Source organism: Rhodococcus sp. YL-1 (assembly GCF_001942025.1).
Classification (GTDB): Bacteria; Actinomycetota; Actinomycetes; order Mycobacteriales; family Mycobacteriaceae; genus Rhodococcus_F; species Rhodococcus_F qingshengii.
The window spans coordinates 3519727-3545401 of sequence record NZ_CP017299.1 but is presented as its reverse complement, the minus strand read 5'-3'; the positions used below and the strand labels follow the sequence as shown (position 1 = coordinate 3545401).

The 25675-nt window shown below is 62.0% G+C and carries 8 protein-coding genes; 6 read left to right on the top strand and 2 right to left on the bottom strand.

The genetic code is table 11. The features are described 5' to 3' along the window. Positions 1-15 precede the first annotated feature (15 nt). From BH682_RS16310 to BH682_RS16290, 5 genes are all read left to right on the top strand, one after another. On the top strand, positions 16-1317 hold the full coding sequence (locus BH682_RS16310; protein WP_075833401.1) for an HNH endonuclease signature motif containing protein: 1302 nt from the start codon (positions 16-18) through the stop codon (positions 1315-1317). Between the two features lie 123 nt (positions 1318-1440). Beyond that, positions 1441-1953, top strand: a complete 513-nt coding sequence (locus tag BH682_RS16305) for a GNAT family N-acetyltransferase (protein WP_047272184.1) — start codon at positions 1441-1443, stop codon at positions 1951-1953. Between the two features lie 93 nt (positions 1954-2046). Beyond that, the gene (locus tag BH682_RS16300) at positions 2047-4038 is read left to right on the top strand and encodes a glycosyltransferase family 39 protein (protein WP_083954677.1); all 1992 of its coding nucleotides are present in this window, start codon (positions 2047-2049) and stop codon (positions 4036-4038) included. 34 nt (positions 4039-4072) lie between these two features. Continuing rightward, complete coding sequence (locus BH682_RS16295; RefSeq protein ID WP_075833399.1) at positions 4073-5329, top strand: hypothetical protein; 1257 nt, start codon at positions 4073-4075, stop codon at positions 5327-5329. Between the two features lie 61 nt (positions 5330-5390). Beyond that, complete coding sequence (locus tag BH682_RS16290; protein WP_075833397.1) at positions 5391-5894, top strand: GbsR/MarR family transcriptional regulator; 504 nt, start codon at positions 5391-5393, stop codon at positions 5892-5894. A 36-nt stretch (positions 5895-5930) separates the two neighbouring features. Here the strand turns inward: BH682_RS16290 and BH682_RS16285 are convergent, their stop codons facing one another. Then, positions 5931-6962, bottom strand: coding sequence for an iron-siderophore ABC transporter substrate-binding protein (locus tag BH682_RS16285; protein ID WP_075833395.1), 1032 nt, complete (start codon positions 6960-6962; stop codon positions 5931-5933). Between the two features lie 182 nt (positions 6963-7144). Continuing rightward, on the bottom strand, positions 7145-9004 hold the full coding sequence (locus BH682_RS16280; protein ID WP_075833393.1) for a DUF4012 domain-containing protein: 1860 nt from the start codon (positions 9002-9004) through the stop codon (positions 7145-7147). A 192-nt stretch (positions 9005-9196) separates the two neighbouring features. Here BH682_RS16280 and BH682_RS16275 point away from each other — a divergent pair, with 192 nt between their 5' ends. Further along, complete coding sequence (locus BH682_RS16275; protein ID WP_075833391.1) at positions 9197-25378, top strand: non-ribosomal peptide synthetase; 16182 nt, start codon at positions 9197-9199, stop codon at positions 25376-25378. The last annotated feature ends 297 nt before the right edge of the window (positions 25379-25675 follow it).

Genomic DNA, 25675 nt, shown 5'->3' with positions numbered 1-25675 from the left:
GGATCGGGGGATTCAATGAGTGTCTTGTTGTCGGATGTGGTGTCGGGTTCTGCGGTGGGTTTGCGCGGACGGTTGTGGCAGTTGTCTGCTTCGGAGTTGCGTGCTGCTGCTGTCGAGGCGAGTGCGGAGATTCTGCGCCTGGAAGCTGTGTGTGTGGCGGTGGTGGACGAGTTGTCGTTGCGCCCGGATGATCAGGTGATTGCCAGCCGCGGGGTGGGTGCGTGGTTGGCGGGCAACACGATGCTGCAGGTTCGGGACGGGAAGAAGATCGCCGCCCTGGGTGCAGCTTTGCGGCCGATTCCTGCGGTGGCGGCAGGCTTCGATGGCGGGGATTGCTCGTTCGAGCATGCGGTGTTGATCGTGGCGTTCTGCGAGTCACCGCCGAAGGGGATGCCGGAGGAGGCATTACCGAAGTGCATCGATTTGTTGTTGGCGGCTGCGTCGGGTGTGGAGGCGACGACGACGAAGGTGCGGAACGTGATCGCGACGTTGGAGCGGTTGTTCGAATCGGATGAGATTCCACCCGCCGAGGATACCGACCTCAACGAGCTGCGGATCGCGTCGACATTGAACGGTCGAGTGGTGGTGCGCGGTGATTTCGACGCCCTCACCGGTGAAATGTTGTTGTCGGCGTTGTCGAATCTGACGATGCCGACCCCGGCACCGGATGGGACGCCGGATTCTCGGTCGGCGGCGAAGCGGACCGCGGACGGGTTCACGGAACTGATCCGGCGGTATCTCGATTGCGCTAAGACCGGCACCGATGGTGGTCAGCGGCCGCACGTGAACGTGCACATCAATGCTCGCGATCTCGCGGAGCATCGGGACTGCGCCGCCACACCAACTGATGGTGGTGGAGTGGCTGTGTCGGATCTCGATGTCGGGCACATGCCCTGGCTGGGCCCGCTGTCGGTGTCGCAGACCAGGCTCCTCGGGTGTGATTGTTTCCTGTCGACCGTTCTGCTCGACGATCACGGCGCGCCCTTGGATGCGAAACCAGGAAAGAGGTTGGTCACCGCCGAACAACGGACTGCGTTGATTGCCCGCGACAGAGGCTGCGCGTTCCCGGGTTGCACATGCGTGCCCGCCTGGACTGATGCGCACCACATCCGGCACTGGGCGAACGGTGGCCCGACGGTGATGAACAACCTGGTGCTGCTGTGCCGTTCACATCACCGACTGATGCACCGCAAATCAGGGTTCGTCGGGAAATGGGCGATCCGAATAGGCGCCGACAACAAACCGTGGTTCATCCCGCCGCCCTCGATCGACCCCGGCCAGCACCCGCGACCGGCCAACACCACATTCAAAACCTGACTGAGTGGTGACACCCGTTCAGGCGCACAACTTCACGCCGATAGGCTTCAACTCGGAGATACACCCGGGTTGGGGCCTGGAGGCCGTGTTGTTGTGAACGGCTGCAGATATGGGGGAGGTCATATGGTTGTGGACGTTGTGCAAGCGGTCGAGACCGATGGGCCGGAGATTCTGGCGCTGCGGCACGCGGCAGAAGACTGGTTGGCAGAACGCGGAATCATCCAGTGGCGCCCGCGTGAAGTGTCTGTCGAGCAGGTCGAGCAGCAGATTTCGAGAGGGGAGTTCTTTGTTGCGCGAGACCGGGAGCAGTCGAGGATTGTCGGTGCCCTGCGGTTGATCTGGTCGGACCCTGTGGTCTGGCCCGATTCGAACGAGCCTGCCGGCTACGTGCACGGATTGGTTATCGATCGAGAATTCTCGGGAACCTCGATGGGCGAACGCTTACTCGTCTGGGCCCATCGACGGTCCGCGGACGAGAACGCGCAGTACCTGCGGCTCGATTGTGTAGAAACCAACGTGCGGTTGCGCCGCTACTACTTGGACGCCGGTTTTACCGAGGTAGGGCGTCGTGACTTCGGAGACGATGCCGACACCGGGTGGTTCAGCGTCGTGCTGTTCGAGCGCTCCCTGACCTGAGCCATTCACAGCAACTTTCCAGCCGGCTCCCAGTGCCGCCAGGGTTGGAGACGCGATCGTTGGCAGGACAGTAACTCGTGAAGGGACTTCCTGATGACCGCCGTTCTGCATCCGGCCCCGCGTCAGCGGCCGGCACCAACTGCCCATCGCGCGGAGCCCTCGCCGTCGTGGTTCCGCACGCGCAGTACAGGATTGGCGCTGACGATCCTGTTGGCAGCAACGGCAGTCCTGTATTTGTGGAATCTGACCGCGAGTGGCTACGCCAACACCTTCTACGCTGCAGCGGCGCAGGCCGGCTCCCAGAATTGGAAAGCGTGGTTCTTCGGTTCCCTCGATACCTCGAATTTCATCACTGTCGACAAACCGCCCGCTTCATTGTGGGTCATGGGTGTGTCCGGACGAATCTTCGGATTCTCGAGTGCCAGTCTTCTAGTTCCGCAGGCATTGATGGGCGTCGGATCAGTAGCGCTCGTATACGCGGCCGTCAAACGAGTGGCGTCGCCCGCTGCGGGTTTGGTGGCGGGAGCTGTTTTGGCAGCTACGCCCGCTGCCGCCCTGATGTTCAAGTTCGACAATCCTGATGCACTGTTGGTTCTGCTCATGACTCTTGCGGGCTACTTCGTGATTCGGGCTATGGGCACGGCGATCGGTCGTCGAGCCGCGATGTGGGTGGCGCTCGCAGGAGTAGCGCTGGGGTTTGCCTTTCTCACCAAGATGCTGCAAGGGCTGATGGTGTTGCCTGCATTCGGTGCCGCGTATTTGATCGCCGGACAGGTGCGCTTGCGGACTCGCCTGGTCCACCTGGTGATCGGTGCTGCGTCCGTTGTCATATCGGCTGGGTGGTGGGTGTTGGCAGTGTGGCTGTGGCCCGCTGATTCTCGCCCGTACATCGGCGGATCGACCAACAACAGCGTCATGGACTTGGTACTGGGATACAACGGATTGGGTCGACTTTTCGGGAGCACCGGTGGCGGTGGCGGAATGGCCGGTGGCAGTGCAGGTTCGAGCTTCGGGGGAAGTGCCGGACTCGAACGGCTGTTCGGCAGCGAGATGGGTATCCAGATTTCCTGGCTGATACCTGCGGCACTGATCGCAGTGGTGTTCGGACTGCTCGCTCGGGGACGCGCACCGCGCACAGATCTTGTCCGTGCGTCGTTGATCCTTTGGGGTGGCTGGTTTCTCGTTATCGGCCTGATCTTCAGCTACATGTCCGGCACGATCCACCCCTATTACACAGTTGCGCTGGCGCCCGCCGTCGCGGGGATGATCGGGACCGGTGGATACGCTCTGTGGTTGGTCCGTGCCCGTTGGATCGGACGTTGCGGCTTGGCTGCGACGATGCTGGCCGCAGGAATCTGGAGTTGGGTGTTGTTGCACCGCAATGCCGGCTGGCTGCCGATGCTGAAGTGGATTCTGTTGGCGGGCACTGTCGTCGGCGCGATCCTGGTTCTCGTGGGAGCCAAGGATCGATTCCGCAAGCTCGCTGTCGCTGGATTGATTCTTGGATCGTTGGCAGGGATAACCGGTTCTGTGTCTTACGCGATTGCCACTGCCGCAACAGCGCACGGCGGATCCATCCCGACGGCCGGACCAACCGGCGCCGTGTCCGACTCCGGAATGGGCGGGGGAGGAGGTATGGGTGGGGGCCCAGAGCTGCAAAACGGTGACGCTCCGCCGAATTCTTCTGACGCGACTGTAAATCCGGCGTCGAACGGGCAAGAACTGAGTAGCGGCAGCGAAAGTACTTCCGAGTTGACGGCAATGCTGGTCAATGCGGGCACCACGTGGTCGGCCGCGACCAACGGCTCGCAAAGCGCAGCAACCTACGAGTTGGCCAGCAATACCGCGGTGATGGCGATCGGCGGTTGGAGTTCCGATCCCGCACCGACATTGGATCAATTCATCCAGTACGTGGCAGACGGAAAAATTCACTACTACATTGCCGGTGGCCAGGGCGGAAGCCAGAGAGAGGGCCAAAGCGGGGGCAGCACCTCGAGTGTCATCCAGGAATGGGTCGAAGCGAATTTCACGTCGACAACGGTGGGAAATTCCACGATCTACGACCTCAGCGGGTATGTCGGATAGCGACGTAGTTGTTGTGGTAGGCAATGATCGAGAAATGTCTGGGCGCAGCGCACACGAGTCGAACCGTCGCCGCGAGCAATGGACCTGGCGTGACGGGCTGGTGATCGTCTCGATCGTCGCCTTGGGAACTGTTGTCGCGGCGGTGACGAACGAAGACACGGGCACGTCGATTCCCGGCTGCGATTCGGTGGCATCGCCGGGTCCGCCGGTGCGTATCAACTACGGTTTTGCCGGTGAGCCCGGCTATGACGACCCGGACTATCCATGGTTCTCGGGACCGAAGGCCACCGCCATGAGCGACGCACTACTCGAATCGCTGCCTTCCGATGTCGACGTTGCATTTGCGAGTCCATCGAAATCGCTCGAGTTTGCGCCGATCCAGAATTACCGGGGTGCCTCGTTTCCTGACGGGGTCGACCCGATCGAGTTCAGCGGTTCTACGTCGGCGAAGGGAACCTTGACTCGCGTCGGGCGGACTGCGGATATCTCGGTTCAGGTGCGTGCATGGGATCAGCCGGTGCCGCCGTGCTTGGAGGGTCTGGTGGATCGGCGGGAGCATCTCGAAAACGGAACAGTGCTCGACATCGCCGATTTCGAGGACAGAGCCGATTTCGAAGACACGGACGGTTCGGAAGTCGGGGGCGAGCGCGGAGTCGTCGCGTATCTCGGTGATGGATCCCGGGTTGTTGCCAGCGTCGACACGTCGACCGGAACTTCGTCGGATGCTTCCCCGCTCTTGACGATGGACGAACTGATCGCGTTAGCGACCGCGCCGGGGCTTGCGGTGACTGCGCCGGTTCCAGACTCGACGCCGCCGCCGATGGCATCCTGCTACACCGATTCTGTGAATGCCGGTCCACCTGCGTCGCGCATGGATATCGACCGACTGAATCAGTTGCTCGATGCACGTTGGAAGGATCTCGGCGCGGCAGGCGTCACTTTGGAGCGCCCGCTCGGTTCGTTGGTTCCAGATGATTACGGACAGGGAGGAGTGTGCGAGCGGATCGTCGCCTCGACAGCGGACGGCAGCAGCGATGTCGAAATATCAGTTGGTACCGCTGTGCCGGAACCGGGTGAGACACTGACGTTGCCAGGCTCCACCACCGTGACTCGCCTGGTCGATCCCGGTGGCTCGGGCGATGACACGGTCCGGGTTGTTCACCCCTCCGGCGAAACAGTAGTGGTGACCCAGTTCGTGACATCGGCGGACTCCACATCGGCGTCGCCTTTGACAATCGAACAGCTCGAGTTCATCGCAACCACTCCAGGGCTGGTGATTTCGGCTCGGTGACGGTGGTGCTGGCACAATAGTGGCGAATTGTTCGTACCCAGAGACGTCGGAGGCTCAACGAATGGGCGATGCCAGCCCTGCTCGCGGTGACGACTTCTCCACGTGGTTTATCGATCAGTTCTCCGTGTACTGGCAGTCCGGCGGTGGGGCCCGCATCGAAGGACGTATTGCGGGCTATCTGTTGATCAGCGAGTCGCCAGGGGTCAGCGCCGAAGAGTTGGCGCAGGCACTCGGAGCAAGTCGCGGATCGGTGTCCGCCTACATTCGTCGGTTGATCGACCGGGGGTTCGTCAAGCTCACGCGCAAGCCTCGGGATCGGACTCACTACTACGTCATGGATTCCGACGTGTGGGGCGGATTCCTCGAAACAGAGCACGTATATCTCGAGAATCAACGCAAGCTTGCGACCGAGGCCCTGCAGTACGCAAATCCCAACGGTCCCGCGTACATTCGTGTGCTCAACATGCGCGATTACATGGGATGGATCATCGACAATCGCATGCTGAGCAGTGAGTGGATGCGATTCAAAGCTGAGCGCGACGGCAAGAAACCCGCGTCAGAATAGGACGCGGGTTTCTCGATCGCACGATGCTGATCTACATCACTTGTTCAGCTTCGCGATTGCCTCGTCGATCATCGGCACGTAGCGCTCGAGCGACCAGGGCACGGTCAGAGGGTTGATCATCGAGGAACCGGTGACGAAGGGCTGTTCGGTCGGAGCGATGACAGTTCCCCGAGCCACAGCGGGGATTGCCTGGTAAGCGGGCTGCGCTTCGATCTCGGCCCGATTGGCCGGGTCCGAGTAGAAGGTGAAGAGCAGGTCGGACTTGTCGAGGAGGTTTGCGTTCTCGAGGCCGATGACGGCCGAGTCTGTTCCTTCAGATTCCGTCAAGGTGTAGACGACGGGATCCACCTGCAGGCCAAGTGCGCGGACCATGGCCACACGCTGCTCTTCGGCGAAAAAGACGCCGAGGGTTCCTGGGCCCGTGTTGTAGATGAAAGAGAAGCTGACGTCGGCGTAGTTCGGATGTGCTGCAGTCGATTCCGCGAACTGCGACTTGATCTTGTCGATTTCGGCTGTCGCCTTCTCGGATTCGCCCATGGCTTTGCCGATGACGCTGATCTGGTCTTCCCACGTGATGGTCCAGGGGCTCTCGGCGTAGGCGACGGTCGGCGCGAACGCGTTGAGTGAGTCGAACTGCTGCTGAGTGATGCCGGACCAGGGGGCGAGGATCAGGTCGGGTTCGAGAGCGATGATCGCTTCGATGTTGAGATCGGTTCCGCCGGTGAACTGCTCTGGCAGTTCGCCACCTTGCTTCGTGACCGCTTCGTGCACCCACGGCAGATACCCGGTGTCGTCGCTGCCCCATGCGTACTTTTCGACGCCGACCGGGATCGTGCCGAGCGCGATTACGGTCTCCGCCGACCCCATGCCGAGAGTCACGATTCGCTCGGGCTTTTTGGTGATGACGGCGTTTCCGAGCGCACTTTCGATGGTGACGGTTTCGAAGTCGCTGCTGCTCGATTCGGTTGCGGTGTCGTTGTTACTGCATCCGCCGATTACCAGGGCGGCAATGACCAATCCACTCAGCGCCACAGTTCGGCGAAGTGAGCGCACACGGGCGTATCGCATGGGGAACCTTCCGTTGTCGATGCGCCGAGGAGTGAGACTCCGACGGATCGCAGCCGACGGCCGGTTCCAGGCGCGTCGGGAAGCATAGGCTAGCCTTCGCCAAAGTTTCAAATCTGCTGAAAGTTCACGAGCCCGACAAACGGCGACATGCCAGGGGCCTCGTCGACGTTTGCCGGTCAAGCTCAGCAGGTAGGCACGTCGACGGTAATCTTCGGGTCGTCGACAAGCGGCTGGACCGGTACGCGAGCTTCGCCCTCGGCTGTGGGCTCGGTCAGATCGAACTTCAGCTCAACCGTCTGGCCTCGCGGAATGACGGCCCTGGTCATGTAGGCCGGGTGACCCTGTTCGGTTCCGTTGACGGCAAACGAAATCTGTCCACCCACGGAGACGGCATCGAGTTTGGCGCCGGCTGTCGCAAGCAGAGTGACTGCAGCCACATTGGTGCCATTGGGCAGTCGTCCGGGGTTGTCGACGATCCCGCTGACATATTCGGTCAGGTCGGCGTCGGGCGCGTTGTTGGTCAGTCGAACGGTGACCGTTGTCTTTCGGGTGTCGCCGGTGCACGTCTGGGCTGTGTAGTCGATTTCTCGTGTGAGGTAGTAGTCGAGCTTGTTGCCGGCTTGGTTGTTGATCACCACACCGGCATACGGCGCCGCATCATCGGGAATGGTGTGCCCGAGGACGGTGTCGGCGAGAACCGATTGTTCGTCGGGGTGAGAGCTCCACACGGCGATTCTGCCCTCGCTGACGCCCTTGCCCAGAGCTTCCAGCAGTGCGCTCGGCGACTTGATGTTCCCGGTCATCTTCTCCACGACACGAGCTGCGATTGTCTGCAGATACTGCTTTCGTGCCTTGTTGTCGGAAGGGAAGCGAGCGTACGCAGTCGACTCGGTCAGTTCCACGACGTTGTCGGCGGTGACCGACTCTCCGTCGGGCATCTTGATCGGTCCTACCGCTTCGAGGATGTAACTCAGGGCGATCGGATCGGTCGCGATCGCACCGTCGACCATCTCACCCCCGGACTCCTGTGACCACAGGGACTGCCAGATCTGCGCTGCGTAGGGAAAGTGCGAGCTGAGGTTGCTGTTGCGAGAATCGGTGGTCGGGCGACTGTTTCCGTACAGCTGGTTGAAGTCAGGACCAAGGTCTATCGGTTGATTGTCCAGTGTTAGTTCGGAGTTGGGGGAGAGTGTGTCCACCCGAGCGGCGCCGTTGTCGACTCGGACGATGCCGTATCCACCCAACAGGCCGCCGGTTCCTCGCGCTTCCGCATTGGTCTGGAAACCGATGAAGTAGTTGCGCGGTCCGTCGGTGCCGAGCATCGCCGGTGCGATGCGCGCCGCGGTGGCGGTGTTCGTCAGGAGGGTAGCCAGTTCGCTTGTCTGCGACTGTAATTCTGCTCTGGCATCGTTAACTCGGCCCAGGTACTTCGATTCGGGAACTTCCTGTGCCTGCGACGACAGCAATTCCGCGGCGATAGCTGTTTCGGCCAGTTTCGGTTCCGCTTCGCGTAACGGTGCGAGTGCCAAGCGCCCACCGGGCTGCACCAATTCCGTTGGTGCGAGTGAAGTTCCGGTAGTCACGGCAGGGCCGAGAACGTCACGCGTAAGCCCCTGAACGACCTCGGTCATCTGGCGCGTCGACTCGAACGGCGACCCGATGACGGGAATTGCGGCGGTGATGTTCCAGGGGAGTGAATGGGTGTTGTCGTATGCGGCCGATGCTTCGCGATCGGCTTCCGCCGCGGCAGACTCTGCGACTCCCGTATCTCCGGCCAGGAGAGCGCTCTTCGCCGACTGTGCGTGGTCGCGAGCCGCCTCCAGGTTGTCTTTCGCTTCGTATGCCGTGTACCCGAGCCATGCCACGAAACCGCCCACTACCAGCGTCGTTGCGGTGATCGCGACTGCCGTTCTACGGCTTCGGAGAAAAGCGGCCGCCCCCTTGGTTTCGCGCTCCGGGCCCCTCGGTGGGATGGTGTTGGAGCCGCTCGGTTCAGCCCCGGAATCGTCGTCGGACTTTGGTCCCACCGTGTCGTTGTTCATCCGCTGAAGCTCCTGACGTTTGAGTGCGTGAAAGCTGCGTCGACATGTCTAGCAGTGTTGGCCCAGTGGTGAAAACTTAGACGAGACAGTAGGGTTCGGTTCGGCCGTTCGTGGTGTTCGCTCCCATGGATTCACGTGATCAGCCACCGAACGTTCGTGAAAAACAAGGCTGGTGAAATGTGAGGTGACGGGTTGAGTGCTTTTCCGTTGTCTCGGGCTCAGCTCGCGCTGTGGTTCGCGCAGCAATTGAGTCCGTCAACTCCGTTCGTGGTGGCTCAGTACGTGGAACTACGCGGACCGGTTGACGTCGACGCGCTGATCGAGGCAACGAATACGGCATGTCATGAATTGGAGTCGCCGTTCGTTCGCCTCGTCGCTACCGACGCCGAGCCGGCGCAGGTCGTCGATCATTCGATCGTCGACGATCTCGCATACCTCGACTTACGCAGCGATGGCGACCCGGTTCAGCGCGCGAACGAGTGGATGACAGCGGAATACTCACGGCCACTTGACGTGATGTCTGACCGCCTGATCTCGGCGACCTTGCTTCACCTGGCAGATGAGCACTACTACTGGTACTCGCACGCCCATCACCTCGTGCTCGACGGACATGCGGCGATGACACTCACCGCTCGGGTGGCCGAGCGCTATTCGCATCTGGTTCATGGCAAGACGCTGACTCCTTTCGGTGGTCTCGGGGTACGTGCACTGCATGACCTCGACGTCGATTACCGATCCTCGTCGCGGTATCGATCGGACGAGCAGTACTGGACGGAGATGTCCGAAGGCCTGCCCCGCCCGGTTCGCCTCGCCGACGGCGCCGGCCTGACGTCCATGCCGCAGCGCATGATGGTGCGGACACTGAATCCAACTCTTGCAAAACAGCTTTCGGATGTCGCGACCGAGTGGACTACCTCCGAGGTGGCGGTCCTCGTCGGTGCATTCGCGTCCTATCTCGGTCGCATGACTGATTCCGATGACGTAGTCCTCAGCTTGCCGGTGTCCGGCCGCACCACGGCGACGTCGAAACGTTCAGGTGGGATGCTGTCCAACATCGTGCCTGTTCGTGCGCAACTCGAACGGGATCTGTCGCCACGAGAACTGGTGCGTCAGATCTCGGTTCAAATGACCGGTGCGCTACGCCACCAGCGATTCCGCTACGAGGACATGGGCTTCCAGGAAGGTCAGGGCGGATCCCGTGAGGCGGCGGGCCCGGCCGTGAACGTCATGATGTTTCACGAAGCCATTCGGCTCGGCGACGTCGTCGGCGAGTTTCACGTCCTCACATCCGGCCCCACCGAAGACCTGTTCTTCAGCATCTATCCGTCGATCGCGGGGGAGAACGTTCGCCTTTCCTTCGAAGCCAATCCGCACCTCTACAGTGAACGTGACCTGGCGATGCATCATCGTCAGTTCGTTCGGCTACTCGAGGGGTTCCTCGACTCGGCTACCCGTGCGCTCGGTGACCTCCGCATCCTCTCGACGGATGAAGTGAAGGATCTGGTCCCCGCGCTGGGTCCGCGGACGGACGGATTCGCGACGCTCGATTCGGTCATCAGAGGCGGCGCAGGGCAGGGGAGTGCTGTCGCGATCCGCGAGCAAGGTGTGGACGTCACTTACGACCAGCTCGGCGCTCGCGCGGATGCACTCTGCGCCTTGCTCGTGGAGAACGGAGTCGGACGAGGTGACGTCGTCGGGATCCTCACCGAGCGCTCGACCGATTCCGTAGTTGCATTCCACGCGGTAGTGCGGGCTGGTGCTGTCCTTCTTTACGTGGATCCTCAAACACCCTCCGAGCGTGTCGCTTTCATTCTCGACGACGCCGACGTGTCGGTTGTGGTCGGTGGCGAACTCGTGGACGTGCCGGCTTGGGTGTGCGTCGTTGATCCCAGTGGCGACGAGACCGTCGAAGGGCCGGTGGATCGACGCGTGGGGGCGGGTTCATCTATCGCCGACCTGTCTCTGGACGACACCGCCTACGTGGTCTACACCTCTGGTTCTACCGGGCGACCGAAGGGTGTCGCGGTCACGCACCGAGGCATTGTGCCGTTGCTGCGTTCTCACGCACGGCGTCTGAACATCGATAGTTCCTCCCGCGTCGCGCTCCTTGCAAACACATCGTTCGACGTGGCGATCCTCGAGATTCTGCTTGCGCACGGCTGCGGCGCGACCGCAGTGATCGTTCCTCCCGGATTGATCGGCGGAGTGGACCTCGAAGACTATCTGCGGCTCGAAGGTGTCACGCACCTGAACTCGACGCCATCGGTTCCGTTGACGATGGATCCTCGGGCTTTGCCGGAACTTCGAGTCTTGAACGTCGGCGGCGAGCGACCGCCGGGAGCGCTAGTGGATGCGTGGTCGAGTCACGTCGACATCGTGAATTCGTACGGGCCCAGTGAAGCAACCGTCGCGGCATTCATGAGCGAGCCGCTCGCGCCTGGTGGTGATACTCCGATCGGGCGCCCGATCGACGGCGTTTCCGCTGTGGTGTTGGATTCGTCGTTGCTGCCCACTCCGGTCGGCGCCGCGGGGGAGCTGTACGTGATGGGACACGGACTGGCGCGAGGGTACCTTTCTCCGACGCTCACCGCGGAGCGTTTTGTCGCTGCGCCCTTTGGTGCCACTGGTGCCGGCGAGCGCATGTACCGCACCGGGGATGTCGTGCGATGGAACGATGCCGGTCAACTCGAGTTCTTGGGTCGCTCTGATCAACAAGTCAAGATCCGTGGAGTACGCGTCGAACTGGGCGAGATCGAGGCTGTGCTCCTGTCGACTCCCGGCGTTGCGCAAGCAGCGGTGGTCGAGCGATCCGGGTCGCTTGCGGCGTATGTGACCGCGGCCGAAGGTGCAGCTCATCCGTTGAGCCAGACGATGGTGCTCGATCATCTGGCTTCCCGACTTCCTCGTTCCATGCTGCCGAGTTCGGTGACTATTTTGGCAGCATTGCCCGTCACGAGCCATGGAAAGACTGACCGTTCAGCGCTCCCCGAACCGGCGTCGTCCGCGCCGGCCGAGCAGCGCGCGGCGGTCAACCGTCCGATCGAGTACGACGAGGAATTGATTGCCTCGGTGATGGCCGAGGTCCTCGGCGTCGGAGTTCTCGGACCGCACTCCGACTTGTTCGCCTGGGGCGGTAGTTCACTCGACGCCGTGTATGTTGCCGCGCGAGTGAGTTCCGCTCTCGGAAGACGGGTTGGTGTCAGGGACGTGTTCGGTGCCCCGACGCCGGCGCGCCTGGCCCGGGTGATCCGTGCGGGGCGGGCGGAGTGGGTGGAGGAACCCCAGCGCATTTCGGACGACCTCGTCGTGGAAATCGCACCGGCGCAACAACGCCTATGGTTACTGAACCGTTTGGATCCCCAGTCGTCGGCGTACAACATTGCGTTCGAGGTCGCGTTCAGTGGTGCTCTGGATATCGAGGCGATGAGGGCGGCGGTAGGTGACCTGACCGATCGCCATCTCGTCTTGCGTACTGTTTTCTCGTTCGACCAGAATCACGATGCGTGGCCGATCCAGGTTGCGACCGCGACTCCGGTGACTCTGATCGAGGTTGCGTCCGAGGATTACGAGGCTGCGTCAGCGGATTTGGTTGCGGCGGGTTTCGACCTGGCGACCGATGCGCCTCTTCGCTTGATCCTCGCCTCCGGCAGCGACGCCGACCACCGCATGACCGTGGTTGCCCATCACGTCGCCCTGGACGGCCTTTCGTTCGCGACGATCGTCTCGGACCTCGTCGCGGCGTACGACGCTCGCGCCGACGGACGGTCGCCGATCTGGCCTTCGCCCGCTCTCGACTACCGCGACTATTCCGCTTGGCACAGAACCATTCTCGGTGATCCCGCGGATCCACAGAGCTTGGCAGGACGCCAGCTGGAATTCTGGTCCGACACACTCGCCGGTGTTGATCCGACTCTGGCGCTTCCCGTGGACAGATCCCGCCGGCCGGACCAACCGTCGTCGGCGCGGGACGTGGCGTTCGAGTTGCCCTCACCTATCCATGCGGCGCTGAACGAGATCGCTCGCGCGCACGACTGCACAACCTTCATGGTGTTGCACGCCTGCCTTGCGATCGCACTGAGCAAGATCACCGGTGCGTCCGATGTGGTCATCGGGACCCCGACCTCCGGACGAACGCATCCTTCGTTCGACGGTGTCGTCGGTATGTTCGTCGGGACCGTCGCGCTGCGAACGCTCCTTCGCGGCGGAGACACGTTCGGTGAGTTCTTGACTCGGGTGCGCGAGGTTGATGTGGCGGCCCTGTCCAATGCCGACGTTCCGTTCGACTGGGTGGTCGACCGTGCGGTCGGTGGGGGCGTAGGTGAGAAGAATTCCTTCCTCCGAGTTGTTCTCGCTGTCGATCCGGTAGCGCCCGACTCCGAGATCGCGATGGGAACTCTGACGGCGCACGGCACTCCGCTACCCCCCGTGCACCCTCGCTTCGACCTCGAAGTGACTGTGCGCGAGGATCGTACGATTGACGGAGACGCGAGCGGTATTCGCGGTACATTCCGATATGCCGACGATTTGTTCGATGCAGGCACCGTGCAGAGCTGGGTCGAGCGGCTTCGTCGAGTGTGTGGCTCGATTACCGAGAACTCGTCAATCATGCTGCGTGACATCGATGTTCTCAGTGTTGCGGAACGCGAAGAATTGTCGGCTCGGGTGCCGGCGCCGTCGATTGTCGCGCAGTCGCTGCCTGACCTCTTCGGGGCCGTCGCAGCCCGGCATCCGAATGCAATCGCGGTGTCGAGTGGCGATACTCGTTTCACCTATGAAGAGGTGCGAGTTCGTTCGGAGGGCCTTGCCGCTGTCTTGATCGATCGAGGAATTCGAGTCGGTGATCGCGTGGCGGTCGCCCTGCCTCGATCGGTCGACCTCGTCGTAGCCATCATCGCTGTCGTTCGTGCGGGCGCGACGTACGTACCGATCGACTTGCAGTATCCCGACGCTCGTATCCACTATGTACTTGCCGATGCAGGCCCGAAAGCGATTCTGTCGACGGACGAATCTGCTGGGCGGTTCGTTGGGTACGAGCAACTTGTCATCTTCGTGGACGAGACGACTGACGCTACGGCCGACTGGCCCGTTGCACAGTCGGAGTCCGCCGCCTACGTGATCTACACTTCCGGATCGACCGGAGCTCCCAAAGGCGTAGTGGTGTCTCAGGACAACGTGTTGGCGCTGCTCGCCTCGACCCGAGAGATCTTCGACTTCAACGCCGAAGATGTGTGGACGATGTTTCATTCGTACGCATTCGACTTCTCGGTCTGGGAGATGTGGGGCTCGTTGACCACTGGCGGATCCCTCGTGATCGTGGATGGTGATGTCGCGCGCTCACCCGAAAGATTCGCGGATCTGATTGTGCGGGAACGAGTGACTGTTCTCAATCAGACCCCGGCCGCCTTCTATGCGTTGGCGGAAGTCACGCAGGAAATGCTGCTTCCGCTCCGGACGATTGTTTTCGGCGGTGATCGCCTCGACGCCGGGCGCGTGGAGGCTTGGTTCAATCGGCACCCGGACGTGCGGGGCGTCAACATGTTCGGAATCACCGAAACCACAGTCCATGTCACCAGTTTCGATCTTGTCCCCGGTGACGAGACTGTCTCGCCGATCGGGTCCCCACTACCAGGGTTGCGCAGCTACGTACTGGACGCGTCGTTGAAGCCCGTCCCTCCGGGATCTGTCGGCGAACTGTATGTTGCGGGTCCGCAGGTGGCCGAAGGCTACTTGGGTCGACCCGCGATGACGTCTTCGCGATTCGTGCCTGAACCCGGATTCGATGGATCACGGATGTACCGCAGCGGCGATCTGGTCCGTTGGCGAGCCGGCCGACTCGAATATGTTCGCCGCGCCGACGGTCAGATGGCACTGCGCGGTTACCGCATCGAACCGGGCGAGGTCGAATCCGCGCTGTTGGCTCACACGTCGGTGGAGCAGGCCGCGGTAGTGGTGAGAGAACTCGACAGCGGGCCGACTTTGGTCGGTTACATCACCCCGGGGAGCGGACACGACCTCGACGGCGTCTTGCGGACTGCTCGTTCGTTGCTGCCCGCGCACATGGTTCCGTCGGCTTTGATGGCGCTCGCGTCATTACCGGTCACGATCAACGGCAAAATCGACCGAGCATCGTTGCCGACCCCGGTGTCTCTCACGCAGCCGACTCGGCAGTCGCGAGACTTCTTCGAGCAGACAGTCGCAGCCATTCTGAGCGATTTGATGGAAGTTCCGCATGTCGATCCGGTCCGGAACCTCTTCGATCAAGGCGCCAATTCCTTGATCGCCACTCGTCTTTCGTCGCGTCTGAACTCCGCCCTGGGCTGCAACCTCGACGTCCGCGATGTGTTCGAGCACCCATCCGTCGATCAGCTCGCAGACATCGCTGCTGCGCGGATAGGTGTAGGGCGAACCGGCGCGGAGCACGCGTCTGACGTGTCCTTGGGGCCTCGTTCGGACAACACGGAAGTGCACCTGTCAGCTTCCCAGCATCGAATGTGGATTCTGAATCAGTTGGATACAGACTCCGCCGGATACAACATCCCGATCGTGCTGCGCTTGGCAGGCGAGCTGGACGTGGTTGCGGCCGAACTGGCAATTCGTGACGTGATCAATCGCCATCGCACCCTGCGGACCGTGTACCCGGTTGTCGGCGGCGGCCCGGTTCAGACGGTGCTCGACGCCGAGGATGCGCTTCCGGCCTTTCAGCTCGAGGCACTCGACGGCGGCGACGCCGAGAATTGTGTAGCAGAACTGGTGGGTTCGGGCTTCGATGTCACCGTTGATCCGCCCGTACGTGCGGCACTTCTCCAGGTTTCACCTGTCGAGCACATCCTGGCTGTCGTCGTCCATCACATTGCCGCCGACGCTCGATCACTCGAATTGTTGGTCCGCGACTTCACTGCGGCGTACATCGCCCGCTCGGCGCAGCACGCTCCGCAGTGGTCGCCGCTCGCGCTCGAATACTCCGATTACAGTGCATGGCAAAGGGAATCGGGGATTCCCGAGACGGTACGCAGCTACTGGATGCAGGCTCTCGAAGGACTTCCCGAGCAGGTGACGCTTCCCCTCGATCGTCCACGTTCGACGTTCGCCCGTGCGTCGAGCTGTCGGGTGGAGATCTCAGGTTCGGTACGAACGGGCCTTCAGACACTCGCACGATCGAACAACGCGACCATGTTCATGGTTGTACACGCCGCTCTCGCGGCGCTGTTGGCGAGGTACAACGGTAGCAATGACGTAGCTGTCGGCACTGTTGTGTCCGGACGCGTCACACCTGAACTCGACGAGCTGGTCGGCATGTTTGCCGGCACGATTGTTCTTCGAACCGAAGTCGATCCGTCGAACTCGTTCGGCCGGTTGGTCGAGCAGGTTCGTCAGCGTGACGTAGCGGCGTTCGCGCACGCAGAGATGCCCTTCGAATCGCTGGTCGATCTGATCGACCCACCGCGATCGCGTTCGCGACATCCGTTGTTCCAGGTGGCGCTCTCGTTCCGAACTGCTGAGACCGCCGCGTGGTCGATACCAGGGCTGGACATCACACAGATTGCTCCTGAAGTCAGGCACGCAAATTTCGATCTGCAGGTCAACGTCACGGACGAGGGGGTCGGGGGCGAACTCGGTCTCGAATTCGTCTACAACGCTGATCTATTCGATGATCTGACGGTATCGAGCTTTGCGGGCCGGTTCGAGCGCTTCCTGAATCGAGTGTCTGTCGACCCGAATGTCGCCGTAGGGCAAATCGACCTGTTGGACAGTGCGGAACGAGCTCTTCTCGTCCCCGTACATGGCGCGGTCGACCGGCCTGATCGATCTCGACTTTCCGGTACGACACTTGCCTCCATGCTGCGCTTCGGCGTCGAATCCGCCCCGGACGCTGTGGCGGTCGAGGGTGAGGGCAACACACTGACTTACCGGGAACTCGATGCCCAGTCGGATGTCGCAGCCGACGAGTTGCGCTCCCGGGGAGTTGGAGTCGACCAGGTCGCTGCTTGGACTGCAGATCGGTCGATTGCGTCGATCGTGCAACTGTGGGCAATCGCGAAGGTCGGTGCAGCTCCGGCATTGACGGACCCGGAACAGCCGCAGGCGCGAGTACGCGATGTCCTCGAAACACTGGGCACCGGAGCGATCGGCGGCCGCAACGCTGGTGGTGAGAAAGTCACCGACTCGGTGCGCGAATATTCCGAGAACCTGGCGGCCTACGTAGTTTTCACGTCAGGAACGACCGGAACCCCCAAGGCTGTGGTCGTGACCAACGGCGGGCTCGGTGTGATCGCCGAAGACCTGCCCGGTCGATTCTCGGCTGGGCCAGGTTCTCGCGTATTCCATCGCGGAGCGCCAGGATTCGACATGACGTTGCTCGAGGTGCTCATCGCGAGTGCGTCCGGGGCCACGCTCGTTCTGGCGAAGAACGAAGAACTGTTCGGCTCGGGACTCGCATCAGCACTGAGGCGCGAGCGAATTACTCATCTGTGCGCCACACCTACTGTCGTCGCCTCGATCGGCGATCCTTCGCTGCCGGACCTTTCCACGGTGATGTTCGGGGGCGAGCGACTCGGCGGCGCGTTGGCGAAGCGCTGGCAAGCCGGACGCCGAGTCATCAACGGATACGGACCTGCCGAGTCGACGATGTATTCGCTTGCTACCGAACCACTGTCGATCGAACAACTGTCGGGTGACACTCACGACGGATCGATCGGGTATCCACTGGCCGGGGTCGACGCCGTCGTGCTCGATGATCGACTCGAACCGGTGCCGCCGGGAGTCGCCGGCGAACTGTATCTCTCAGGTCGAATGCTCGCTCGCGGTTACGCCGGCCAACCGGCCCGAACTGCGGAACGATTCGTGGCAACCGGTTCAGGCGCCCGGATGTACCGGACGGGCGATCTGGTGATGTGGAAGCCGGAAAGCCCCAAATCCGAGGGAAATACGTATCGCCTGCATTATCTCGGGCGAACCGACGTGCAGGTGAAGGTCAACGGTGTCCGGATCGAACCGGGTGAGATCGAGGCAGTCATTCAGTCTGTCGCGAACGTCGACTTCTGTGTCGTCGGGGTTCGGTCGGCCGAAGGTGGAAGTCCTCTGTTGGTCGCCTACGTGAGAAGTTCAGGTGCCGAAAGAGTTGACACAGGTCAACTTCGCGCTGCCGCCGCAGAAGTCCTTCCGACGTACATGGTTCCGCATGCCATCGTCGACATCGAGGGCGAGCTTCCGATGCGGAACGGCAAGGTCGACTTCGCCCGTCTCCCGTCGCCGACACTGGATGCTTCCCGTGCAGTGGGGCCGGCCACCGCCACCGAACGTGTTGTAGCCGGAGCTTTTGGTTCCGTCCTCGGTGGGAATGAGGACGACCGCGACGCAGACTTCTTCTCGCTCGGGGGCAACTCGCTGTCGGCCGCGGAGGTTACCTCGCTCTTGAGTAGTACTCTGGGGCTGGTTGTTCCGCTCAGGACCGTATTCGAGCATCCAACAGTTGCGGCGTTGGCAGCCCGGCTCGATTCGCTCGAGCAGAACGACTCGGTGACCGATCTTGTCCGACTGGAACCGCGCCGCGACCCCACGCCCGCACCCCTGTCACGAAACCAGCGTGCGATGTGGGTACTGAATCAGCGGAACACGGCGAGCGGCGCGTACAACCTGCCGATCTGCATCGAGATCGACGGTGAACTCGACGCGGCGGCGCTGCGTCAGGCAGCAACGGATCTTGTCGGTCGTCATGATGTCCTCAGAACCCGGTATCCGGGCACTCCACCGGTTCAGGTCGTGGATCCTCCGACCTCCGTGACAATGGAAACGCGGCTGGTCGCCGACATCGAGGTCGAGGTGCTGCTGCGAGAGTTCGGCTCGCGTGGTTTCGATGTAGCGGCAGACCTGCCGGTGCGCTGGATGCTGCTCCAGGTGTCACCGGTCAGGCACGTTCTGGCAGTGAGCTTTCATCACATCGCAGTCGACGGGGTGTCGATGCGAACGGTGGTCGGCGACCTGCTGACCGCGTACGGCAAGCGACGAGCTGGACTGGATTCGCAATGGTCTCCGTTGCCGATCCAGTACGGGGATTTTGCCGCGTGGGAGGCAGCACGTGACGTTTCCCCTGTCGTCGAGCAGTTCTGGCGCCGAACGCTGGACGGTGTGACATCTGTGTCTCCGCTGACGGTGGATCACTCCGATGGCGGGCCGGATACCTTAGCGCAGCGAGTGAACTTCGTGATACCAGCCGTCATCACCTCGGCACTGCAGGCGCGAGCCGACCGATTGAAGGTCTCGCTGTTCGCGGTAGTTCATGCGGCGTTGTCGGTGGTGCTTGCCAAGCTGAGTGGAAATCCCGACGTCGTGATCGCCACAGCTGTCGACGGGCGGCGGGCGCCTCAGCTCGACGGCGTGGTCGGCATGTTCGTGGATACGGTGCCTCTTCGCCTTCGGATCGACGGGGACGTGCCGATCGATCTTCTGTTGGGTGCAGCTTTCGATGCTGATGTGGCAGCGTTCGAAAACAGCTCTGTTCCTGCCGAGTTGGTTGGTGAGCTGCTCGGTGGACGAACTCCCCAGATTGCGCTGGGTCTGCAGAACTTCGCGATCCCTGCCGTGGAGGTTTCCGGCCTCACGATCGAGGCTCGCGAAATCGAGACCGCGACAACGAAGTTCCCCATGCATGTCTCGCTCGCACCCGCTGACGACGGTTCATTGACCGGAGCGCTCATCTATGCCGCGAGCGCATTCGATCCTTCGAGCGCCGACGCGGTTACCCGACAGCTGTCGAGAGTGCTCACCTCGATTGCCGAGGATGTACCAGTACTCGTTTCGGATCTCGTGGTGGGCGCGGCGCCCAGTTGGACTGCTGCCGAGGTCGATTCGTCCCGCACACTGACCGAGATCTTCGCCGCCACCGCGGCGCGATTCCCGAACAACATTGCTCTCGACGACGGACACCGCACGGTGACGTATGCCGAACTCGACTCTGCCTCGGATGCCCAAGCCTGGGAACTGGTGGCTCGGGGAGCAGGACCGGGTGCCGTGTACGAGATTCCGGCGGTACGGACTATCGCGTACCTGGTCCGAATGTTGGCGATCTCGAAGACGGGCGCGGCATTCGTGCCGATCGACCCCGACCTGCCGCCGGCACGTCTGAAGCAGCTGCGCACCGTCCTCTCCGATCGCAGCCCTGTTCCCGGTCGGCAGTATCCGGATTCAGTCGCGTACGTTGTTCACACGTCCGGGTCGACCGGTGAACCGAAAGGCGTTGCAGTCACCCACCGAGGACTGGGCCTGCTGACCGACGATGCTGTCCGCAAGTACGGCGTGACTTCGGAATCGGTTGTGCTGCAAGGTTACAAACCGACGTTCGATGCAGCAATCCTCGAGATGATGTTGGCGATCGGCGCCGGGGCTACCTTGGCGGTCGCTCCTCGGGAGGCTTTCGGCGGAAGGGCACTCGAAGAATTCGTCGCAGAACGCGGCGTCACTCACATGTTGTCCACTCCAGCCGTACTCGACACGATGGCTCCAGAGCGGTTCGATTCGCTCGAGGTGGTGGCAGTCGGTGGCGATGTGCTCTCACCTTCCACCGCGCGTGCGTGGAGTCGCCGCGCGCGAATGCTCAATGCGTACGGACCGACGGAATGCACGGTGGTCACCACTGTCGCCGAGGTGGATCATCGGGTCACCATCGGAGTCCCGCTCGCCGGAATCGGTGCAGAGGTGCTCGATACGCGACTGCGTCCGGTGCCGTGGGCCGGGATCGGTGAGTTGTACGTCAGCGGGCCCGGGCTTGCGATGGGCTATGCCGGAGATCCTGCCGGCACCGCCACGTCGTTCATCGCAGCACCCGGTGGGCACCGCCGTTATCGGACCGGTGATCTGGTTCATCGCCGCACGGATGACACGCTCGGATTCGTCGGACGCTCCGACCGTCAGATGAGCGTGCGAGGAATCCGCGTCGAGCCCGCCGAAATCGAATCAGCTCTGCGTCGGTGCACGGGCGTCGAGGCTGCGGCGGTTGTCCTCGTCGACGACATTGCGGTTGCATGTGCGGTCGGCGATGGTGTGGAGGCGGATCAGCTGACAATCGAGTTGGCCGCGATGTTGCCTGCGTATCTGATGCCCGGCCGCGTGGTCGTATTGGAGTCGATCCCGCTCACGACGAACGGAAAACTGGACGCAGATGCGTTGCGGCGCCATGTGTTCGAGAGCCAGGCGCCCGATGCAGCAGTGACGGTTTCGGAGGAACTCGTCACCGCTGTCATGTCGGAACACGTGTCCGGAAGTTTCGGCGCCCTGCACAACCTGTTCGAATCAGGTGGTGATTCGTTGGCCGCGGCAGCGGTGGCAGGTCGACTCGCCTCGATCTTCGCGCGAGATGTGCCTGTTCGCGCCGTCTTCGACAATCCGTCGCCGCGAGCGATGTCTCAGTGGCTGTCGGCGAGCGCGTCCGATGGCAAACGCCGCGAACTGACTCGACGTGATCCCGGCAAGCCGGCCCCGCTGGCGCCCTCGCAACAACGACTCTGGCTGATCAATCAGCTTCAGCCGGAATCGACTGCGTACAACCTGACGTTTGCAGCGGTCCTGGCAGACGACATCGATCGTTCGGTCTTGAGCAGCGCGCTCGGCGACGTCGTCGATCACCATGCCGTATTGCGAACTGTCTGTGTTCCGGGTGAATTCGGTCCGCAACAACTTGAAATGGACTCTGTTGCATTCGATCTCACTGCGGTACACGTCGGCGATATCCGTGCGAGCGCTTCGGCATTCGCGACTGTGCCGTTCGATCTCGAACGAGATGTTCCGTTCCGTGTGCGTGTGTTCACCGAAAAGGCAGGAGTCGACTCTGCAGGACTGACGGTCCTGGTCATCGTTGTTCACCACATCGCGATCGACGGAGCGTCGACGGGCCCGATCCTGACCGATTTCGTGGCAGCCTTCGAGGCCAGGTCGGCAGGTCTTCCCTGGGATCGCTCGTCGGGGGAGATCAGCTACGGCGACTACAGTTTCTGGGCGAGAGAGAGCTTGGGTGACCCCGAGGATTCTCTCAGCATGGCCCACCGGCAACTCGACTACTGGTCGGACGCACTTTGTGGCGTCGAGGATGTGTTGGCTCTACCCGTCGACAACCCCCGGAGTCCCGTGTCTTCACGATCCGAGGAGATGGTGACGGAAGTCCTCGACGGCGCCACCTACGACGCGTTGTCGGCGTTGGCTCGTTCGCATGGCGTCACGGTATTCATGGTCGTCCACAGCGTGATTGCCGTGCTGCTCGCTCGCGAGTGCGTCACGGACGACGTCGTGGTGGGAGCAGCTGTGAGTCTGCGGAACGATCCGGCGCTGCTGAGCGTCGCCGGAATGATGGTGGGTACTGTCGCATTGCGCACGAGGATCAACTCCACCGATCGCTTCGCTGCTGTTCTGGACGAGGTTCGCCGTGCCGATCTGGAAGCAATGGCGAACGCGGACGTCTCGTTCGACGACGTCGTTGCGAAGGTCGATCCGCCGCGCAGGATGAACGAGCATCCGCTGTTCACGGTCATGCTGGCGTACCGGCGAGCGCTGGAGTTGCCGCAGATCGACGGCATCACCGTCTTCGACATCGACAACGCAGGGGCGTCGACCGGTTACGACTTGACGTGGGACCTGGTCGACACCGGTGACAGTCTGACTATTCGATTGCTGTATGCGACGGAGAAGTTCCGCGAGTCGACCGCGGAACTGTTCATGCAGCGGGTGAGACGTATCGCCGAATCAGTGACCGCGGAACCCGAGATTGTGATCGGGGAGATCGAACTGCTGTCCGGACTCGAACGCTCGGCGCTGACTGCTGCGAATCCTCGCCACGTCGAACCTCTGACGATTGCCGACATTTTCGAACGCGCTCTGCGTCAGGCGCCCGACGGCGTCGCGCTGGAAGAGAACGGCAGACGCTGGACTTACCGCGACCTGCACGAGGAGTCGTCGCACTGGACACGCGAGTTGGTGGTCCGAGGAATCGGACCCGACGACGTGGTGGCCGTTGCGCTCGGGCGCGGGCATCTGTGGATCGTTGCGTTGTGGGCAGTAGCGCGTGCAGGCGCAGCGTGGCTGTCGCTCGATCCGGCGCTGCCGACAGCGCGCCGGCAGACGATGGTCGAGGAATGCGGTTCGGTTGTCGGTTTGACAGCGGGAGGTGCATCCGAGAGTTTGCCCGAGTGCGTCGAGTGGGTGGCGATGGACGAATCCCGCACTGCTGGTGGCGCTGCCGAGGTATCGGCAACGCCGGCTCACCCCGACAACCTCGCCTACGTCATCTACACGTCGGGTTCCACGGGAAGACCCAAGGGCGTGGAGGTTTCACACCGCGGAATCATGAACGTCTGCACCGCACACGCCGAGATCGCCGAGCTCGAGCGTGGCCCCCGAGTCCTGCAATTGGCGTCGTCGACCTTCGACGCGTCGGTGATCGAGATCCTTCTCGCGGCTGCAGGGTGTGGAACGCTGATTCTGACTCCCGACTTCGTCTACGGGGGAGAAGAACTCACGAATCTGCTGATAGCCGCCGACGTAACACATCTGATCGTGACGCCGACGGTCCTGGCGACAGTCGATCCGGATGCAGTGCAACCGTTGATCGTCGAATCGATGGGGGAGCCGCTCTCTGCGCGCCTTGCGTCGGCGTGGTCACCCCGACATCGCATCGTCAACGGATACGGACCGACCGAATCAACGATCGCGGCATCGATTTCCGCACGGATCACTGACGCGGACGTCACTGTCGGCACTCCAGTCCCTGGTACGACAGCATTTGTTCTCGATCAGAGGCTCCGACCGGTTCCGGATGGCGTTGCGGGAGAACTGTTCCTCGCCGGTGAGAATGTGGCACGGGGGTACGTCGCTTCCCCGGCTCTGACTTCCGAGCGCTTTGTTGCCAATCCTCATGCGGTGGGGACTCGGATGTATCGCACGGGTGACCTCGTGCGTCGTAGGCGTCACGACCGAGCGCTCGAGTACCTGGGTCGCAACGACGCGCAGGTGAAGGTGCGGGGTGTCCGCGTGGAACCGGCGGAGGTCGACGCGGCTCTGTCAAGCCATGGAGCAGTGGCCTTCTCGGTAACCGTTGTCTGTGACGACGGGCACGGATCCGCTGAGCTCCGTTCGTATGTGACGTTGGCGGAAAACGGTTCGGCGACGGAATCGGAGCTTCGCGGGTTCGTCTCCGGCCTGCTGCCGAAGCACCTGCTGCCTTCGTCGGTGACGATAGTGGGCGAGGTACCGTTGCTCGCTTCGGGGAAGATAGACGCAGCGGCACTTCCTGCTCCTTCACCGCAGCCAGGGTCGAGTGTGGATCGACCCATCTCGGATACCGAACGTCACGTGGCACAGGCATTCGAGGGCGTGACCGGCGCGATATCGGTCGGCCGCTACGACGACTTCTTCGAGCTCGGCGGGACATCGATGGGTGCAGTTCGAGTGGCTACGCGCTTGCGTGAGAGCCTGAACAGGGAATTCCCGGTTCAATGGATTTTCACCGACCGAACTGTGGCGGAGCTTGCCTCTCGGATGGATCGCGTTCATGCCGATGTCTTCGAGGGTGATTCGCTTCGTTCGGATCCGCTGGACACGGTCGTCATGCTCGGAGGCGACCCCGATGACCAACGGCCGCCGTTGTTCTGTGTGCATCCGGTCAGCGGAATCGCCTGGTGCTACGCCGGACTCGTCGGTCAGCTGCGGGGTCGACGGGTGTACGGCATCCAGGCAACGGGAGCAGGTGAATTGCCAGGCACGGTGGCGGAGTTGGCGTCGGGGTACGTCGATGCCGTACGGACGGTGCAGCCGTCGGGTGAATACCATCTACTGGGTTGGTCTGCCGGCGGAACGATCGCGCTCGAGATGGCGAGCCAGCTCGAAGAGGCCGGCGATCTGGTCGGTTCGGTTGTCATGCTCGACGCGCTGTTACCGGAGATGATGCCATCGGTACAAGCGGCTCCGAAACCTTCCGAACTGTTCGCGCAGATCGGGCTATCCGAGGTTGAAACTGAAACTGCAGCACTGACTTTCACAGACGTTGCGGCAGAGATCCGAAGGCAGACCGGTATGGATTTCCTTTCCGATACGGTACTCGAATCCGTAGTGGGTCGGGTGGAAAAACTGTCGCGAATCGTTCGGGACCACACGCCGCGGCACTATTTCGGGTCAGTGGAACTGTTTGTGGCGCAGCATGATCTGCCTGAACATCGTCACCTGGTCGAAAGGTGGTCCGAACTGGTGGGGCCGTTGCGGGCGTACCTGGTCGACTGCTCCCACTCGGAAATGTCGAGCACTGAGGTGTTGGCGGAGGTCGCCCAAGTTCTCGTCAGCTATCTCGAAGGTGTCGATTCGGATTCGAAGGATCGCAATCATACTGGGGTGCAGTAGATCTAACGGGCCGGGACTTTGGTCCGGAATTGTCACTCCCGTGGTCCCCTTGCTTCAGTTCCGCAAGTGGAATCGGTAGCATTTCCCTTGTGGCAGTAAGCCATTCAGAAACTATCTCCGGAGGATCGTATGTTGGGTTCCCTTTTTTCCATCAGCTCTGAAATCGGTGTTCCGTCCGTCGACGCGCTCTTCGAGGCTGCTCGGACCATCATCGGCGCGCTCTTCGGCCTGAGCTGACACGTCGCAGCGACCTTCCCCCGCGGTGAAGAAAGTCCCTGTTCTCCGACAAGGAGGACA

Bases quoted from the DNA above. Each gene is read 5' to 3' on its own strand.
- BH682_RS16300 (WP_083954677.1), top strand. From the start codon at position 2,047: ATGACCGCCGTTCTGCATCCGGCCCCGCGTCAGCGGCCGGCACCAACT.
- BH682_RS16285 (WP_075833395.1), bottom strand. From the start codon at position 6,962: ATGCGATACGCCCGTGTGCGCTCACTTCGCCGAACTGTGGCGCTGAGT.
- BH682_RS16280 (WP_075833393.1), bottom strand. From the start codon at position 9,004: ATGAACAACGACACGGTGGGACCAAAGTCCGACGACGATTCCGGGGCT.
- BH682_RS16290 (WP_075833397.1), top strand. From the start codon at position 5,391: ATGGGCGATGCCAGCCCTGCTCGCGGTGACGACTTCTCCACGTGGTTT.
- BH682_RS16310 (WP_075833401.1), top strand. From the start codon at position 16: ATGAGTGTCTTGTTGTCGGATGTGGTGTCGGGTTCTGCGGTGGGTTTG.
- BH682_RS16305 (WP_047272184.1), top strand. From the start codon at position 1,441: ATGGTTGTGGACGTTGTGCAAGCGGTCGAGACCGATGGGCCGGAGATT.
- BH682_RS16295 (WP_075833399.1), top strand. From the start codon at position 4,073: ATGTCTGGGCGCAGCGCACACGAGTCGAACCGTCGCCGCGAGCAATGG.